The sequence below is a fragment of the Bradyrhizobium glycinis genome (assembly GCF_016031655.1).
Classification (GTDB): Bacteria; Pseudomonadota; Alphaproteobacteria; order Rhizobiales; family Xanthobacteraceae; genus Bradyrhizobium; species Bradyrhizobium glycinis.
The window spans coordinates 52,470-69,603 of the sequence record NZ_JACCHQ010000024.1; the positions used below are offsets into that span (position 1 = coordinate 52,470).

At 58.7% G+C, this 17,134-nt stretch carries 11 protein-coding genes and 1 pseudogene; 11 read left to right on the top strand and 1 reads right to left on the bottom strand.

The window, feature by feature from the left end:
- The first annotated feature begins 16 nt into the window (after positions 1-16).
- Both HZZ16_RS28115 and HZZ16_RS28120 read left to right on the top strand, forming a co-directional pair.
- The gene (locus tag HZZ16_RS28115; RefSeq protein ID WP_197953078.1) at positions 17-1,150 is read left to right on the top strand and encodes an FAD-dependent monooxygenase; all 1,134 of its coding nucleotides are present in this window, start codon (positions 17-19) and stop codon (positions 1,148-1,150) included.
- A gap of 121 nt (positions 1,151-1,271) precedes the next feature.
- On the top strand, positions 1,272-2,228 hold the full coding sequence (locus HZZ16_RS28120) for a dienelactone hydrolase family protein (RefSeq protein WP_197953079.1): 957 nt from the start codon (positions 1,272-1,274) through the stop codon (positions 2,226-2,228).
- 106 nt (positions 2,229-2,334) lie between these two features.
- On the opposite strand, the pseudogene HZZ16_RS28125 reads toward HZZ16_RS28120, so the two are convergent.
- Positions 2,335-2,755, bottom strand: a pseudogene (locus HZZ16_RS28125) (GFA family protein).
- A 474-nt stretch (positions 2,756-3,229) separates the two neighbouring features.
- Between HZZ16_RS28125 and HZZ16_RS28130 the strand changes: the two are divergent.
- From HZZ16_RS28130 to HZZ16_RS28170, 9 genes are all read left to right on the top strand, one after another.
- A complete protein-coding gene (locus tag HZZ16_RS28130; RefSeq protein ID WP_197953080.1) occupies positions 3,230-4,276 on the top strand; it encodes a transglycosylase SLT domain-containing protein in 1,047 nt (348 codons plus the stop codon).
- A 568-nt stretch (positions 4,277-4,844) separates the two neighbouring features.
- Positions 4,845-6,932, top strand: a complete 2,088-nt coding sequence (locus HZZ16_RS28135; protein ID WP_197953081.1) for a glycosyltransferase family 2 protein — start codon at positions 4,845-4,847, stop codon at positions 6,930-6,932.
- 42 nt (positions 6,933-6,974) lie between these two features.
- The gene (bcsS, locus tag HZZ16_RS28140; RefSeq protein WP_197953082.1) at positions 6,975-7,676 is read left to right on the top strand and encodes a cellulose biosynthesis protein BcsS; all 702 of its coding nucleotides are present in this window, start codon (positions 6,975-6,977) and stop codon (positions 7,674-7,676) included.
- 606 nt (positions 7,677-8,282) lie between these two features.
- Positions 8,283-8,696: a hypothetical protein gene (locus tag HZZ16_RS28145; protein WP_197953143.1), complete on the top strand. Its 414-nt coding sequence runs from the start codon at positions 8,283-8,285 to the stop codon at positions 8,694-8,696.
- Between the two features lie 996 nt (positions 8,697-9,692).
- The gene (locus HZZ16_RS28150) at positions 9,693-11,789 is read left to right on the top strand and encodes a LuxR C-terminal-related transcriptional regulator (RefSeq protein ID WP_197953083.1); all 2,097 of its coding nucleotides are present in this window, start codon (positions 9,693-9,695) and stop codon (positions 11,787-11,789) included.
- Between the two features lie 198 nt (positions 11,790-11,987).
- Positions 11,988-12,152, top strand: coding sequence for a hypothetical protein (locus tag HZZ16_RS28155; protein WP_197953084.1), 165 nt, complete (start codon positions 11,988-11,990; stop codon positions 12,150-12,152).
- Between the two features lie 180 nt (positions 12,153-12,332).
- Positions 12,333-13,196: a L,D-transpeptidase gene (locus HZZ16_RS28160; protein ID WP_197953085.1), complete on the top strand. Its 864-nt coding sequence runs from the start codon at positions 12,333-12,335 to the stop codon at positions 13,194-13,196.
- A gap of 107 nt (positions 13,197-13,303) precedes the next feature.
- A complete protein-coding gene (locus HZZ16_RS28165; protein WP_197953086.1) occupies positions 13,304-14,326 on the top strand; it encodes an LLM class flavin-dependent oxidoreductase in 1,023 nt (340 codons plus the stop codon).
- A gap of 238 nt (positions 14,327-14,564) precedes the next feature.
- Positions 14,565-17,129, top strand: coding sequence for a hypothetical protein (locus HZZ16_RS28170; RefSeq protein WP_197953087.1), 2,565 nt, complete (start codon positions 14,565-14,567; stop codon positions 17,127-17,129).
- Positions 17,130-17,134: the final 5 nt, after the last annotated feature.

The window sequence follows — 17,134 nt, forward strand, 5'->3', positions numbered from 1 at the left end:
TAAGTGGGTTGAACGAATGGCCGAAAGGCTGAACATCGCAATCGTCGGCGCGGGGGTCGGCGGATTATCTGCGGCGGTTGCGCTGAGCGCGCGGGGCATGACCGTGACGGTTTTCGAAGGCGCAGAGTCGCCGCGAGAGGCCGGGGCCGGGCTGTCCATCCCACCGAATGCGCTCATCTTGCTCAACCGCACGGCGCTTTGCGGCGAGCTCGAGAAGATCACCACGAGGAGCCAGGGACTAACGCGACGGACGTCAATGGGAGAGCCTATCTCCACTGGCTCCCCCACCGTCCTGAGCTATCAGGTTCACCGCGTCGAGTTTCTCGAGATGCTTCTTGGCGCCGTGAAGGGATCAGTTCGGTTCGGACATCGTTGTATGGCCGTCGAAGCTACGCAGAGCGGAGCGCGACTGACCTTTGCCAATGGCATGGTCTACGGTGCGGACGTGGTTATCGGTGCGGATGGCATCCATTCTGTGGTCCAGCGGCACATCGGGCTGACGGCGCACCCAAAGAGTGAAGGCATCGTGGCCTATCGCGGCTTGGTGCCCTCGCAAAAGCTTTCATGGGGCGCAGAGCTGCGCGGCCTGCACATGTGGATGGGCGAGGGCCGCAGCTTCATCTGCTTTCCGGTGTCGCAGGGGCGGCTGATCAACATCGTCGCGTTCGTCCCGACCATGCATGACATGGAAGAGACCTGGTCCGCACCGGGAGATCTCAGGGCTCTCGCAGCCGAGTACGAGAGCTGGGATGCACCGGTCCGAGATTTAATTGCCGCGCTCGAGCATACGTTTCGCTGGGGTATCTACGATCGGCCGCCATTGCCGTATTGGTCGCGCGGACATGTGACACTGCTCGGCGACGCCGCCCATCCGATGGTACCGCATTTTGGGCAGGGCGCCGCGCAAGCCATGAGGATGCCTTCGCGCTTGCCGTCGTTCTGGAGCACGCCAAACGCAACGAGATTCCGGCGCGCCTCAAGGCGTATCAGGATCTCAGATGGAAGCGGACCAGCCGGGTGCAGGCCGCCTCACGATTGGCCGGCCGGTTCTACCGATCTGTGGGCGATCCCGCACAGTCGCAAAGATTGCGGGCCTGGATGTCGGCGGCGGAATGGATCTTCCCGCACGACGCGGAGAAGGCCGCCCTGACGCTTCGAGCGAGAAGTCAGTTCCGGGGACCATTTGTCAGGACGTTCTGAACGTCCGCCTTTGGCCCTTAGCTGCCTTTCGAAGGCCTGCCAGTGCCTATGAGATTTCGATGGAGTGCGCGATGAAGACAGGAATTGCTACAGCGTCGATTTTTGCGGCAACGGTCTTAACGGCCAACGCTCAAATGCCACGAATAGAAGTCTATCCGATCACGTCTGTCACTCTCAAAGACCCAGAGCTTTTGGCTGGTCGAAGAGATGGGCAACCGGTCACTATTGCGGGTGAGTTGCGTATCCCAAGAACTAAAACTGAAAAGTTGCCTGCTGTGGTCCTACTTCATGGCTCAGCCGGTATCGCCGCATGGATGGAGGATTGGTCGAAGGAGTTACACCAACTCGGCATAGCTTCATTTGTAGTCGACAGCTTCTCAGGACGCGGGATCGTCACGACGGTGAATGATCAAGCGCAACTTGGCCGCCTCAACATGGTTGTCGACGCCTATCGGGCTCTCGACCTACTGGCCAAGCACCCGCGAATTGACCCGAACCGCATTGCTATCATGGGTTTCTCGCGAGGAGGTCAGGCAGCACTCTACTCGGCCATGAATGTGCTGTACGAAACGTTCGGCCCGGCCAATAACTTGCGTTTTTCAGCACACGTTGCCTTCTATCCGGACTGCACGACGACATATCTCAAAGACGGCGACGTGGCTGGCAAGCCCATTCGCATCCTCATTGGCACGGAGGATAACTACAGTTCCATTGACGCCTGTCGCAGCTACGTGGATCGACTAGCAAAAGCGGGCAAAGACGCCACGCTGATTGAGTATCAAGGCGCACATCACAACTTCGATGTTCCGGTCTTCAAGACACCCGTAGTGTCGAGGGGGGCGATTGTGGTGCGCCGGTGCCGCTTGGCGGAGGATAGCGACCATACAATAATTAATCGTGAGACACAGAAGCCCTTCACCTATAACGATGCTTGCGTTGGAAAAGACCCGACTCTCGCTTACGACGAGGCTGCAACCAACCAAGCTCGCTTGTTTATTCGGGAGTTCTTAACGCAAACTCTTCAATGAGGATGGAGCAAGCGGCTGGGATCATCTGGCAAATCGCTTGGTCATCTAGACCTTTCGATCCCGCACTAAATGGCAGGAAATGGGCCCGTTGCAGAGGCGAGTAGCCTCAGTTTGATCCCTTCGCGACGTAGTTTTCCCGGAAATGTTGAATGGCGCCGTCAATTTGAACCCAGTAATGTTTCGATTGCTCAAAAACCGAGATAACTGGCGCTGGATAATTTGGATTCGCCATCGTGCCCACTGCAACGCCGATCAGCGCAGGCAAATTGGTTACTTTCCAATAGACTGTTGTGCCGCACTGTGGACAAAAATAGTTATGCATTTCCCCACCGCTTGCGGCAGCGTGCGTAAACTTCTTTGAGATTCCCGAGATGATGACAACCTCGTCGGGGTAGTAAGCGCCCGACACCGAACGGCGCGCCGGTTCGGCGTTGACAGTCGAGGCAGTGACAAGCAACGACTATCTTGGATGGCTCTTCCGGAAGCGAGAGCGTGACTGCACCGCAGCTGCATCGAGCGTCAGCCATCCAAAATCCTCCAATCGAACCGAACGACGGACCAACATTAGCTGAGGAGTTACGCCGGGGCCAATATCCGAGCGGCAAAGCGGCGCACGGCTACTTTGGGATCCAGGCCGAGGCTGTCGATACGATAGCCAAGTTCATCAACAGCAATAGCTAATGACCGGATTATTGCCTGTGAAGCCGACCTCGGCTCTTGGCCCATCCGCGAAGTCTAGGCAGCGTCCTGGTTGTCGGGTCATAGGGGTAGACCGGAAGCAGCCGGCCGGCACTACGAAGGGCGCTCATGACCCATAGCCCCCCGAGCGTCTCCCCGCCAGGGGCCGCTGTGACCCAAAGGGGACACATCGAGCGCGAGGCACAACGCCCTGCTCTCGTTCACCACATTTAAACCTTAAGTTTCTACGAAGAGTACTCACCCACAGGCCGCAGGACCATGCCAACAGCCTTCATACAGAAGCCATCGGTGAATTTCGGGCAATGAAGGTCTGGCAGACCAGCTGCATCGTGGCTGTTCTCGCATCCGTGGGACTCTTTCTGGCCGCCGGTAACAGGCCGGCCGCGACGTTGCCCGATGTTCTGCCGGAAGCGGCAGCGAGCATACCGGCTGCAGCGCGCACGTCGGCTCCTGCGAACGTGGTGACGCCTGCGGCGTACGCAGAGGCATCCGCAAGACTTGCGGCAGCGCTTCGGGCAGAAGGAGCAGAGCCTGTCGCGGTGACGTCAGCAGGCGCCAAGCCGCTAAGCACCGAAGCCGAGATCACCCCTGAACCCGTCGCGCCAAAATTGGCGTCGTTGGGACAGGATGTCGTCCAATCGCTGCCGGCGGAACGCGATGCGTCCAGCGGTGCTTCGAAACCGGCGTCGCCGCAGGATTTCCGTCATCTGATTTACTACGTCTGGTCCGAACTGCCGCCCGCCGAGAAACCCGCGGAGATCGTCTTGCGTGCGTTCAAGGACATTCCGGTGGGAACGCCGACTGAGGAGATCAAACGCGCTGCCGACGCGTTTGGTCTCGATGTCAATTTCATGATGGCGGTCGCCAAGATCGAATCCGGTTTCAACCCCAATCAACGCACCGGCTCGTATATCGGCCTGTTTCAGCTGAGCCATTATGAGTTCGGCAAATTCGGCTTCGGGCAGATTCGCAGTCCGCGGGATAACGCCGTTGCGGCCGCCTACAAGATCATTACCGAGGGCGTCCAGTTCGAGTGGATCACGCACCGCAAGCCGGACATGAGCGATCTCTACCTGATCCATCAGCAGGGCTGGGAAGGCGCCGCCGAGCACATCAGCCGGCCCGCTCGCACCGCATGGAAATCAATGTGCGCCACCAGCGAAGGCAAGGAGAAGGGTGAGAGGTGGTGCAAACGGGCGATTTGGGGCAATGCACTTCCGGCCTTCAAGCGCACCTGGAAATCGGTGGACAACGTGACGTCGGAGGCGTTCGTCGGTATGTGGCGCGGCCGGGTCGCCGAGTTCTACACGAAATACGTGGCGAGTGCTGCGGCATCGGCAAGCCAATAAATCCGCCGTCGGCGGCGCCCCGCCACGCTAGCTTTGCCTTGAGTCGCCGCGGAGAAACAGACGCAGCTGGGTAGACCAGCCCACTCATGGCCCATCGCTTCCGTTAGTGCGTCGCGGCGAGTTGTCCGGAGTCGGGGGTAAACCGGAAGCGACCGACGGCCGGTCAAAACGGCGCTTTTGACCCAAAGCGAAAATCGCCGAATGACGTCGCTAGCAGTCGATCCAAACTTGGCAGGCGGCTGGATAGCGGCGGCTGTTTGCGCGAGCGGCTCAGCGCCGTAAGGATCCCAAACTCCAAGTGGCTGATAGATGTCCACACGCGCTTTGCCCGTTCTTCCTGATGCCGATGCAGATCTCGGGTTCAACTGCACGGCCTCTTCCAGCAACTTGAGCGCTCGTGATGCGGCGGCCGGACTTTGGTTTTCAAAGACGCGGATGCCGTAAAATGCACGGGGATTGCCACTTTTTCCCACGAACCGGGCCGCATTTGCGTCACCTTTCACCTCGCATTTGACGTCCGCAAATCCGTCATCACCGCACTTCCGCATCACTGGGGCATCATTCCTAAATGAAGCACGAGATCCTGTTGACCCGCTTCGCCGCGGGCGTGAGCACGCTCGCGTTTGCGCTTGGCCTCACCACTGTGCTTTCTGGATTAGAACCGGCCTTCAATGGCCCTTTCCTGCAGAAAGCCTTCCTAACGTTGGTTTTCTGTGCTGCCGTGATCAGCCTGTTCTATGGGAACATCGTTTATCAGCTGACGCGACTTGGCGAGATCAGACGGCATGCCACCCACCGCGAGGAGGCAAACCACTGCCGCCCGGCCAAAGATACGGAAGCGCCACGGATCAGCATCCTCATACCGTCCTATAAAGAGCAGATCCCGGTTATAATGCAGACGATTTTGTCGGCGGCTCTTTCCGAGCATCCGAATCGGCGAATCACGTTGCTCCTTGACGATCCACCGACGAGCAAGGGGGCCGATTTGGCGGGACTTGAGGCCGCGCGCGCTCTGGTCTCTGAACTGCATGATCTTTTCCGTGGAGTGTCGCAGCGATTTCACTCGGCCGCCGATGACTTCAACCTTCGCCGTGCCTCGACCGACTTTTCCCTGGAGAAAGAGGGCATTGTCCTCGCCGGACTCTACGTAGAAGCCGCTGATTTCGTGAGCGGGCTGGGGCTGCTTTACGCGGAGCGTTCTCAGCCCGTGTTTGCTCATGGAGACGAAGTTTTCGCTCGCGAAGTCATCGGTCAGCTCGATGCCGAATATCGGAGGCTTGCCGACGCTCTTCGCAATCCAGCGGACCTCGATCTTGAGCGCATTCGCTCCGAGTACAGACGTTTGGTCAGCCTTTTCGAGGTGCCGATCGGCTGTTTCGAGCGCAAGCGATTTGGAAACCTCTCTCATGCGCCGAATAAGGCCATGAACCTCAACAGCTATATTGGCCTGATTGGACGCGCCTTTCAGGTATCCAAGGGATCTGATGGCAGGCCGGTTCTCAAAGACTGTCCCGAAGGCGAAGCAGACCTCATTGTGCCAGCGGCAGATTACGTCCTCACCATTGACGCCGACAGTATCATCCTGCCCAACTATATCGGCAAGCTCGTCTCCATTATGCAGGCAGATCCAGCAATCGCCATTGCACAGACGCCGTACTCCGCTTATCCGAATCCACCTTCAATGCTGGAGCGGGTTGCAGCTGCAACGACCGATATTCAATACCTCGTCCATCAAGGATTTACTGCCTACAACGCAACCTTCTGGGTAGGCGCCAATGCGGTGCTACGCCATTCGGCTTTGCACGACATCAAAGCCATGACGACGGAGCGTGGTCATGCCGTGCCCGTTTTTATCCAAGACAAAACGCTTATTGAAGATACGGGCTCGACGATTGACCTCGTCGCAAAGGGATGGCGCTTGCACAATCATCCCGAACGGCTCGCATATAGCGCCACGCCTCCTGACTTCGGCGCGCTTGTCATTCAGCGGCGTCGTTGGGCAAATGGCGGCCTGATCATATTACCGAGCCTTCTTGCGCATTGGCGTGATCGCAGCCCGGCCCGCGCGGGTGGCCTCGAAACATTCGTTCGGTCTCACTACCTAATCTCTCCCGCGCTCGCCAATGTCGGCTTGTTGTTACTTCTCGTGATTCCCTTCGGCGAGGGATTCTCGAACATCTGGTTTCCGCTGGCTGCGGCGCCGTATTACCTCTTGTATGGACGAGACCTTCTCCGTTGCGGATACAAATGGTCGGATGCGGTGCGGATCTATGCGCTGACGCTGTTGCTCGTGCCTGTTAATCTCGCTGGAGTCTACCGATCCCTGGAGCAAATAGTTACTGGGCGCAAAAGTGCGTTCGCCCGCACTCCCAAGATCGAGGGCCGGACCGCAGCGCCGCCGTCCCATCTGATCTTCCTCGCCGGTCTTCTGACTACTTCCCTTGTTTCGGCTGCAGCCAATCTGTGGGGAGGTAGCGTGCTCCTCTCTGGCTTCTCTGCAGCAAATGCCGCGTTTCTCTTGTATGGAATCTCGCGCCTGATTGGATGGCGCGATGCCATCGAAGATATCAGAGCTGGTATCTCGGTGCGAAAAACCGGCCGTTACGTGCGCGGAGAAGCGACGGCGCTTGCTAAGCAGTCGAGCCTTCAGGTGTAATCACATGGCATTTCACCGATGACATGCCGTCGGACGACGCCGGTGAAGTTGCTAAAGGGCTTCGCTTCGGTCTTGACGGCTACTTTGGCAGGCCTCGCAGCCGCAGAGGAGGCGCCGCGCCTTTCCCTGCAGAGCACCAGCGATTTTGCATCCTACGGCGCTTTTTACACTGACCTTACGGCCTTGTATTCTCCGTTCGGGACCTTGTGGGAGCCTGGCTGGCGTGTGGAAGGCATTGCCTCAGCCCGCCGCTACAGCTTTGTCGAAGACGGCCAGAAACGCGTCGGGCTCGATGCAACGCTGGATCTGCTCGCGGGATACCAATTCACCCCGAACGGCTGGTCATGGCTTGTCGCCGCCGGGGTGACGGGCGTCAACAGTCACGTCTATGCCGCGCCTGGCTTGCCGCGATCCGACGCGCAGCTGTACGGACTGAAGGTGCTCACTTCGCTGTACGGCAAGCCAACTGACCACACGATGGTCTATGTCCAAGCACACTACAATACTGCATCCGAGTTCTATTACGCGCAGGGCAAGACAGGCATTGCAATCGCCCCCAATATTTTTGTGGGACCTGAAGCGGCCTATTCAGGCAGTTGGACCTACAACCAGCTTCGACTTGGAGGACACATTACCGGGTTTACCGTCGGCAGCATGAATACGGGCGTTTCGCTCGGCTATGTCAGCGATAGCAACTACGGCAAAGGCGTATATGGCGGCTTGAACTTTCAGATCAATTTTTGACCGGAGACCGCACTGGTGATGATCGTTCATACATACATTTTTGCGTGGTCATGCAGAAAACCAGGTCATCCATTCGAGCCAGTCCGAATTGCTGAATTCACACGGCTCCAATTCGCGAGCGGCCAGCCAAGCTCGAGCTCTCTCGGCTGTTCGACCAAATGTTCTACGATTTCTTCGTAGTCGGATGACGTCAGTGAATGCACGCCGCGCAAAGTCAGTTGGTTCTCAAGGATCGTCGCCCATCATGGCTTTAACGCTCATGACCTCTCGCTAAGAAAGCTAATCGTCATAAAAACAATCGGAAGTAGGCGCCAAACACTACGGGCGCGCAATCTCGTAGAATTACGGCCATGACGGACCTTTGCAGTGCAAATACTGCATGCTCGATAGGAACGCTTTGCCCGGGGGGCCGATCATTGATCGCGAATGAATGTACTGGATTGCGCTGATTGTGATCGAGGCGCGATTTGCAGGCGCAACGAAAGAAAAGCGCTTCGTGGAGCTAAATTTGGTTCTAAGTCATAACTATGATGACTCCGACGCAAAGATAGAAAATAGGGTGGAAAAAAATAGAGTGCAAAAAAACAAGAATAACGGGAGGAGTAAATGGATACTGTGCGTCGCTTGCGCGCGATGGCATCGCTGTGCCGTCAGACCGCCGCGCATCATCCCGATCGAAGTTGGAAACTGCTCGCCGAAGCTGAGTATTGGGAGCATTTAGCTAACGATGCGGTGGGCGATCACTTCAAACCGTGCACATCTGGCTTCTCGCTCCCAGCAATCGGAGATGATGCGAGCACCACGCAATCGGCACGGTATGGCGGCATGAGCGCTTTCGGTTGCTCAAGTCCCCTCGACGAGGGAAGCCAGCTCTCACTTTTTAAGAGCGTGCTGTTCTGGCTGGAGGAGGTCTCAACGTCCTTGCGGGGCACGAGCCAGTCAGCGGTTGGAATAGCAGAGTACATCACGAAAAAAGCTGAACTATTCTTTTGGCGGGGGTTGCGTTCATGGATAGCGTAGAGCGGTGCTTCGCCGCAGTGACGGCAATCGGCTTCCTTGTGACCGTCGTCGGAATGATATTGTTGCAAACAATGTGAGTTCTGCGAGTTGCAATGGTCCGCTCGCGACGAGGCCCGGGCCTGGAGTGTCACCGCTGCGCTACACTCGGGAGCACGCAGCGGCGCTGGACCGCCCGACAGAGACAAGCGAAACAGTTCGTTAGCTTTCTTGTGACTAGCTGGGCGCGTGCCGATTACCGCCGATTGCGGCACATTGGAATGGGAATGCCGGCCCCGGCTGTTACCCCAATCCTGCGGCTGGGGCCGTTTTGAACTTTTGCAGCATCGTTCAACCCGGTCCACAACCATGTTTAGAGGCATGCTATCGCGCTTTTTGGAATGAGCATGCTTTCGCAGCTCGATCGCGCTCTCTTCTACGGCCGCAATACTGACGCCGCGCTGAGGCTGATACGCGACGTTGGCCAAGGCTTTGGGCTGTAGGTCCGCCCGCGCTGCGCTCAAGATCGCTCGGGGACTATTTCTTCCGTTGCCCTGGTCCTCGAGCACCGACCTGAAACTGTCGAGGATATTGATCATCGCCGATCGTGCCGCGACCAGCGCATCCTGGCTGGACCACGTGCCGATGAGGCAGAAGGTCTGATCGTCGGTCAGGCGGGCAACAAAATCAACGGCTTAGAGCTCGACGAGACGGGATAGACCTCCGCAGCGGCCTTGGCTGCTCCGGCGAGCACGATCCTTCGAATGACCGCGGCGCATTCTGCTGGTTTTGCGAACGGTTGCACCGTCGGGCAAAACAGGAGCAGGATGGCTGCATCGGAAGAATCAGGATGGGCCGAACCCCATCCGCTGCTCCGTACTGACATCCCTGGGCTTCATACCTCGCGGAACCAAGGGGGGTGTTGCGCGTTGCAGCGCTGCTCTTCGAAGGTGACGCGGCTGAAGCCAGGTCGCCTTCGCTGGGCCAATCAACACGGGAACGCCGGGCGAGCCAGAGCAGATGCGTCGTATCCGACTCGTGATCGCAGATCGCCGCCCGATCGTTTTGCAGGGTTTTGCGACGCTCTTTGCGACGGAGCGTGACTTCGAGATCGTTGCGTCCTGCATCAATGGAGCCGATTGCCTCGAAGCCGTCCGGACGTTGACGCCGGATGTCGCGCTGGTCGAGGACGGATTTTCCGACGTGACGGCCTCGGCAATGCTCGCCGCCGCCATTGCCGAAAGCCTTCCCACACGGCTGGTCTTCTACACCGCATCGATCGCGCGCGGTGATCTTGCTGCGGCCATCGCAGCGGGTGCCTGTACGGCTATACCGATGCGCGAGGAGCCCGAGAACCTGTTGCAGTCCCTCAGGCTGGTGGCGCCGACCGCGCACCATGCGACGGCCGGCAATGGCGAATTTGGCGAAAATGGACTGGCAGCGCTGACGGACCAGGAACACAAGATCATACGCTTGGTCGCCAGCGGAATGTCGAACAAGGAGATTGCGCGTCAGCTCAAGGCCACCACAGGCACCATCCAGGCGCGGATCGATCACATCGCTGCGCAGCTTGGCATCAAGAACCGGACGGAACTCGCAAGGTTCACCCTGTCGCGCCTCTACGGCGGGGTCGGCGCGCTTGCAGCTCTGATTTGGGCAGCGCTCGAGGACGTTCGATCCGCCAGCGCGACCGAAGTCGATGCTGCGGATGCAGACACTGTCACGGTCATGACCGCAGATGGCACCGGCGCGGTCATGACCATCAAGATTGCCCCCCAAAGGGCGAACGCTGCTTCGGGGAAAACGGCCAAAGCCGTCCGCGTCGAGAATTCGCTGGCTGACATGCCGACGCGGGCGAGCAAGCTCATCGAATCCCGAGCCGATATTGCCCACAGCACGATCACAGTGCCGACACTCACCCCTTCAAGGGCGGGCCTGAGCAGCGCCGGCACGTTCATGATGACGGCAGTCGGGGTCTCGCTCCTCAGCAGTCACGCCCAGGCGTTCAATGCCTGGGATAGCCCGAGCGATGTCTTTGCGTGGGCTGACGCGAACGCCCCCCGCGAGTTGGTCGCCCTCAATAGTCCCGGCAGGCCCGGCCTCAACGGCTTCGACAAGCTGCCCTGGCTCGATCCCGACATACACGATGAATCATTCGCCTTCGAGACTGCCCGAGCCGATGCCATGGCCAGAGGCGACGAGGTTCAGATCATCGATGCGGCCGCCCGCGAGGACGGCTTCAGTGTCAGCGATAACCCTCACATCGGATCCGGTGCCATCGACGCGCTGAGTGCTGATGGTGGCTTCGAACAGGCAGCCACAACGGGCGCGAAGAATGCCGAACACGGCATGACACAGGCGACCGCGATAGACGCACGCGATCATGAACAATCGCAGCGTGATTTTCAGGTCTCGGAAAACGGCGCCGAAGCAGGAAAGCCGAATGCCGAGCACGCGCCGCCGGACCACGCAGCAGATCAAGGGCAATCGCACGCTTCGGAGAGCGGCGCCGCAGCCGGCAAGAAGCACGCCGAACTCGTCCCGGCGGGGGACGATTCCACGCGTGGACAATCGCAGCGTGATTTGCAGGACTCAGAAGACAGCGCAGCAGCCAGTCAGCATCAAGCCAAGCAGGACTCAGCCGGACACGACTCCAATCATGAGCAATCGTATCGCGCTTCGGAGCCCGGTTCCGCCGCTGCCGAGCAGCGTGCCGACGATGACGGACCGGCAAGCCATGCCAGTTCCGGCCAATCGCAGCGTGACTTGCACCAGGCGCATTCAAACGGGTCTCAAAATCTGCATGCGGAGCCGGACCAAAAGGCTGGCGGCAACGGCCAAGCGAACCATGACGCCGGTCCGGCACAAACGGCTGCCGCGCCCGGGGGCGGAGATTCCTTTCATTTCAAGAATGATATGCCACCGGCCAGGGATTCGGATCATCGTGCGAATGGCTACGGAGCCGAAACGGCAGAACATGGCCCGCACCGTGCCGGACATATTGAACTGTCGCTGATCCCAGATGCGGACCTGATTGGCCATTCGCACGCGGAGCAAGGCGCGGTCGATCACGCAAAAGGCATTGATCACCATCCGGTGCATGATTGGTTTGTGTAGCTGACGAGATGCCTGCGCACGCCGGCATCGATCCTCCGGTCTCGCGCATGAAGCGGTCATCGCCTGTCGCGCGGCGCCTTTTCTCGGAACCGGATCCATTCACAGGGTTCACACGTATCACCGGCCGAGGCACGCCCCGTAGGCGTCGGTGGCTGAGAGACCGAGAGCGCTCCCGCCTGCACTGCGAGGGAGCGCCACATGAATCAGCGCCCACCGTCCCGCTTGTGGCTTGAGCAATATTTCCGCCAGACGATCGAGCAGACACGGAAGCTGTCGCTCAAGTCGCTCGACCTGCTCCGGCAGTCGAAGCCCGACACGTTTCTTGGACGCAAGCAGGAGCAGCCAAAGCAAAAGGATGAATGACGCCTCTTCGTTCGACGGCCTCGCGAGAACCGCGGCGTTCATGTCGCCTGCCTGATCCATCAAGCGGTGGTCCCGGCCGGCGTTAACCATCGCCGACGGTTCCAGCCTCAGCGAAGTCGCTTCGAAGTTTCTTAAATGTTGCGGGGTACCTCTCCTGGGCGTGGCGACCTGGGAGAGGACATGAGCAAGCGGGCCAAACGCCGGAAGGTCGAGACGATCGCACTGCCGATGGCAGCGAGAGTTGGAATTGGCGCCGTGGCCGTTGCCGCATTGGGGTACGGCTTGCTGGCTCCCCCGGCGAGCGTTCAACCGGTGCGGAAGCCGTCCGCGCCCCAGGCGATGGCATCGTCAACTCCGGTCTACGTGGCGCCTCCGGTTCATGCATCAGCGCCGGCTCCTGCTCCGATTCCGGCTCCGGCGCCGCTGGTCGAGCCGCCCAAAACCGACGCGGATGGTCCCGGAGCCTTGGTCCGGCAGGTGGTCGACTATGCTAGCCGCCAGACGCCGGGCACCGTGATCATCGATACCGACAACACATTCCTCTACCTCGTCCTGAACGATACGCAGGCGATGCGATATGGCATCGGCGTGGGCCGCGAAGGTTTTGCATGGTCCGGTGAGCAGACTGTGGCGCGCAAGGCCGAATGGCCGGACTGGCGCCCACCTGCGGAGATGGTCTCGCGTCAGCCTTATCTGCCGCGATTCATGGCAGGCGGCCCCGGCAATCCGCTCGGCGCCCGGGCGATGTATCTCGGCGAGACTGAATATCGAATTCACGGCACCAACAAGCCCGACACGATCGGCAAGCGGGTGTCGTCCGGCTGTATCCGCCTGACCAACGAGGACGTCGTCGACCTCTACGAGCGGGTGAAGGTCGGCGCGAAGGTGATCGTGCTTCCGACAAATGCGACGCGTCGACCGTCCCAGGGTGCGCCGCCCGATGCCGCATCCCGATCGCCGGACCCGGCGTCGCCGTCGAGCCGGCCGTCGGCAACCAGCGCGCAGATGCCGTCACCCGGACCGAGGATCGCCGAGGCGCAGTAGCGCGCGTTCGCCGCGCTCTTGCAGCTCGGTGGCCTGCGCTTGAGGTGTCACAGCTTCGTCAACACGGCAGGGCACTCATCCGCCGCTACATGCGCTAGGGTGAAGGCATGAAAAAGATCGGATTCCTCTCCTTCGGGCACTGGACGCCCTCGCCGCAATCCCGGACGCGCTCGGCGGCGGATACGCTGCTGCAATCGATCGAGCTGGCGGTCGCGGCCGAACAGCTAGGCGCCGACGGCGCCTATTTCCGCGTCCACCATTTCGCGCGGCAGCTGGCTTCGCCCTTTCCGCTGCTCGCCGCGGTCGGCGCCAAGACCAGCAGGATCGAGATCGGCACGGCCGTGATCGACATGCGCTACGAGAACCCGCTCTACATGGTGGAGGACGCCGGCAGCGCCGACCTGATCGCCGGCGGGCGGCTGCAGCTCGGCATCAGCCGCGGCTCGCCCGAGCAGGTGATCGACGGCTGGCGGTATTTCGGCTATCGGCCGGCCGAAGGCCAGAGCGATGCCGACATGGGGCGGCGCCATGCGGAAGTCTTCCTCGACCTCCTGCGCGGCGAAGGTTTTGCCGAGCCCAATCCGCAGCCGATGTTTCCCAATCCGCCGGGGCTGCTGCGCCTGGAGCCGCATGCGCCGGGCTTGCGCGAGCGGATCTGGTGGGGCGCCGGCTCGAACGCCACCGCGGTGTGGGCGGCGAAGCTCGGTATGAACCTGCAGAGCTCGACACTGAAGAACGACGAGACCGGCGAGGCCTTTCACGTGCAGCAGGCGGCGCAGATCCGAGCCTATCGTGCGGCGTGGAAGGAAGCCGGCCACAGCCGCGAGCCCCGCGTCTCCGTCAGCCGCAGCATCTTCGCGCTGATCGACGATCGCGACCGCGCCTATTTCGGTGGCGAGCGCGGCAGCGAAGACCAGATCGGCTTCATCGACCCACGCACCCGCGCGATCTTCGGCCGGAGTTATGCGGCCGAGCCGGACCTGCTGATCGCGCAGCTGCGGCAGGACGAGGCCATCACCGAAGCTGATACGCTGCTGCTGACGATCCCGAACCAGCTCGGCGTGGATTATTGCGCGCATGCGATCGAGGCGATCCTGATGCATGTGGCACCGGCGTTGGGGTGGCGGTGAGTGAGTGTACGGAAAACAAGCATGAACATCACTCACGAACCCACTCACGGCTCCAGCCTGCCTTGATTGAGACGCGAAATTGTCTTGCGGCTCGCTGTCTTGGAGACAATTTCATTTTCGTTTGACGACCGCTATTCTGATTATCATGAAGCCGTCGTTCCTAGTCCAGTAGAGTTCCATCCGCGCTCACAAACTTTCCATACAAGGCAGCTCAATTCCGTTTACCATTACGAAAGTTATGCCTGAATCTCTATCAAAGCTCACTGCACTTGGATCCGCTCGGCCAGTACGCGTCGCGTACCTGATTGCGCTTGAGGAATGTCCGCACGACCTGCTAGACGCCGTATTCGATGAATCATACAGCCGCTGGGGTGGTCGTCGCACCCTTATTGTTCCAACGGTTCAAACCGGGATCGACGCAAGATACTTCCAGTGGCTTCGACTCTTCGATCCTGACATTATCTATAGCTACGTGTCGCTTGACGACTCAGCCGTGGCTTACCTGAATGAATCGCTTTGTCCGGCGTACTTGGTCGCTCACAGTGATCGACGTTTTTCTCCTGACCGGACAAACTACGAACCCGCGCTCCCCTGGCGAGGACTAAATTCTCTTTCTATCGTCCCATTCTTGCAGGGCCGTCAGTCAATATTCTGGGAGCGCTTAACTGATATCCGAGTTATCGACAAATACTTCGATAGAAGTGAAAGTGCGTTCCTGAGGGAGAATTTCGGATTCATCCGCACCTCCTTCAAAAACTCTAACCGCTCTGAGGCGGCGCCCGAATACTACAGGTGCGCTACCTTGATCTCGGAAAGCTCGCTTTCGGACGGTCGCCTTCGAAAGAGTTCCAGCGCCGAGTACTTCACCCATGAGATCTCAATTCTAGACGCGCTGTCGAAGCCAAACCAGATTTTTGGTCTGTCTGACCTATCCGACGTATTTGCACCCCGCTTAGAAACCAACAACTACGCTGCCGAGACCGCGCTAACGCTCGTCGTCGGGGATAGTATCGATGACAGACTCCTATTCTGGAACGGTCATCACCGAAGCAATCGTGGCCTTCATGAGCTAAGCTCGCTTCATCTTTACAGAGAGAAGACTAACGATACGAATTTTATGACAGCTCTTTGCGAGCTGATCAAACGAAGAGGCCCAGTCAGTCAAGGACATCACCATTTGTCGCTACACTCTTGCTCGCTTTCTATCGAAGATCTCCGCGAGATAGGACGTGAGCTTAGCGATGGCGGATGGATTTCCGTGCAGGTCCTCGCGGATAGAACGCATGCTAGTTGCATCCCTCAATTCAAAGATCAAGAGAGGTACATCGGTTACTCATACGGATACAACTTTGGTCCGGAGCCAAGGACGACAGCGGACATCGATTTCGCAGGAAGCGAAACGCGAGTTCCGGCAGCCACTCCGTGGCACATACACGAGTCCAAACCGCCGGCATCGATCCGCGACGGCTATTGGATGATCGATCTTTCAATCAGTCGCGCTGTCAATCATTCTCTATACTCCAACGTAGTGCACAATTGGGTCTTGCCGAGAAGACTCCGACTACAGGGCGCTTTTAAGCTTACGAGAAATGAACAGCCGTTCCAGTACAATGCCAACTTTATTCGGACCGACCGTTTTGGCAGGCTATCGGTGGCTGGTGGATCCGACATTGACTTCGGCACACTCGCAATCCCGGAAGACATCGACGCATTTCGGTACGCGCTTTGCGCCGAAAGGGAGTGGCTACCCTTCAAACGCGAGACGAATGTCCACGGCTTCAGCCGATATCGTTACGCAGAGCCATCTGACAAAGGTCGATATCTGCTTGGCGTACTAGGGCACTTTGAAGAAGTGCCGACAGCGTTCGAGTTCTTGATGAATGGCTATTGGCGAGACATCGTCATTCATCTTGGAGGTATTTCTCCAGAAAAGAATGTTACGCTTCAAAAGGAACTGGTGGCGACCTTAAAGAAGCGATTAGCGTCCAAGTCGAGCACGCTCACAGTGGCAGGTGAGGAGCAGTGGAATCAGCTTGCACGTGTGGCTCTGCAGTTCGGCCGCAAAGTCCAAAGGGAAAGGCGCTTCGTTCAGTATAGCCAACTCAAGTCCAAATGGGAGGAGTTGGTTCGAAAGGATATGGAGGACGCGACCGATCTTTCGGAGCGCGATAAGGAATACTATCAAGGTAGTCACCATCTCGACCGATCAATTCAGGCTCTTTGTGACGCACAGATCCTGTTTCAAGGCAGAGAATGGCAATGCGAAAAATGCTTTAGCCGAAATTGGGTCTCGATTGAGCAGATGTCGCGTTTGCTGCGGTGTGACGTCTGCGGCACAACGAGATCAGCTCCTGTCTCAGGTGATTGGGCCTTTCGTCTCAATAGCTTCGTCTTGGAGGCGTATCGAGATCACGGAATCGAGCCCCTGATTTGGACTCTGTGGCAGTTGTCAGAACGCGCGAGAGACTCATTTTACTTTGCGCCGTCGAATTCATTGTGGGACGAATATCCCGAAAATGCTCCCGAACCAGCTGCTGAGATAGATGCCTTGGCAGTGGTGGACGGAACCTTATACCTCTGCGAGGTCAAGGCAGGTTCGCGACTAAGCAGCGGTGAAATGGACCAGCTCGCGGCCGTCTGCACCCGAGTGCGCCCGGACGTTCTCTTACTTGCAAGCATGGACGGTGCCGATTTGGAACCTCGCATCAAAGGACTGAGGGAGCGCTTGGATGGAGTCACCAAAGTCGAGGTGATCAAGTTCGACCCTACTCAACTACACGACGGCTCAATGCTCCCTCATTGACGAAC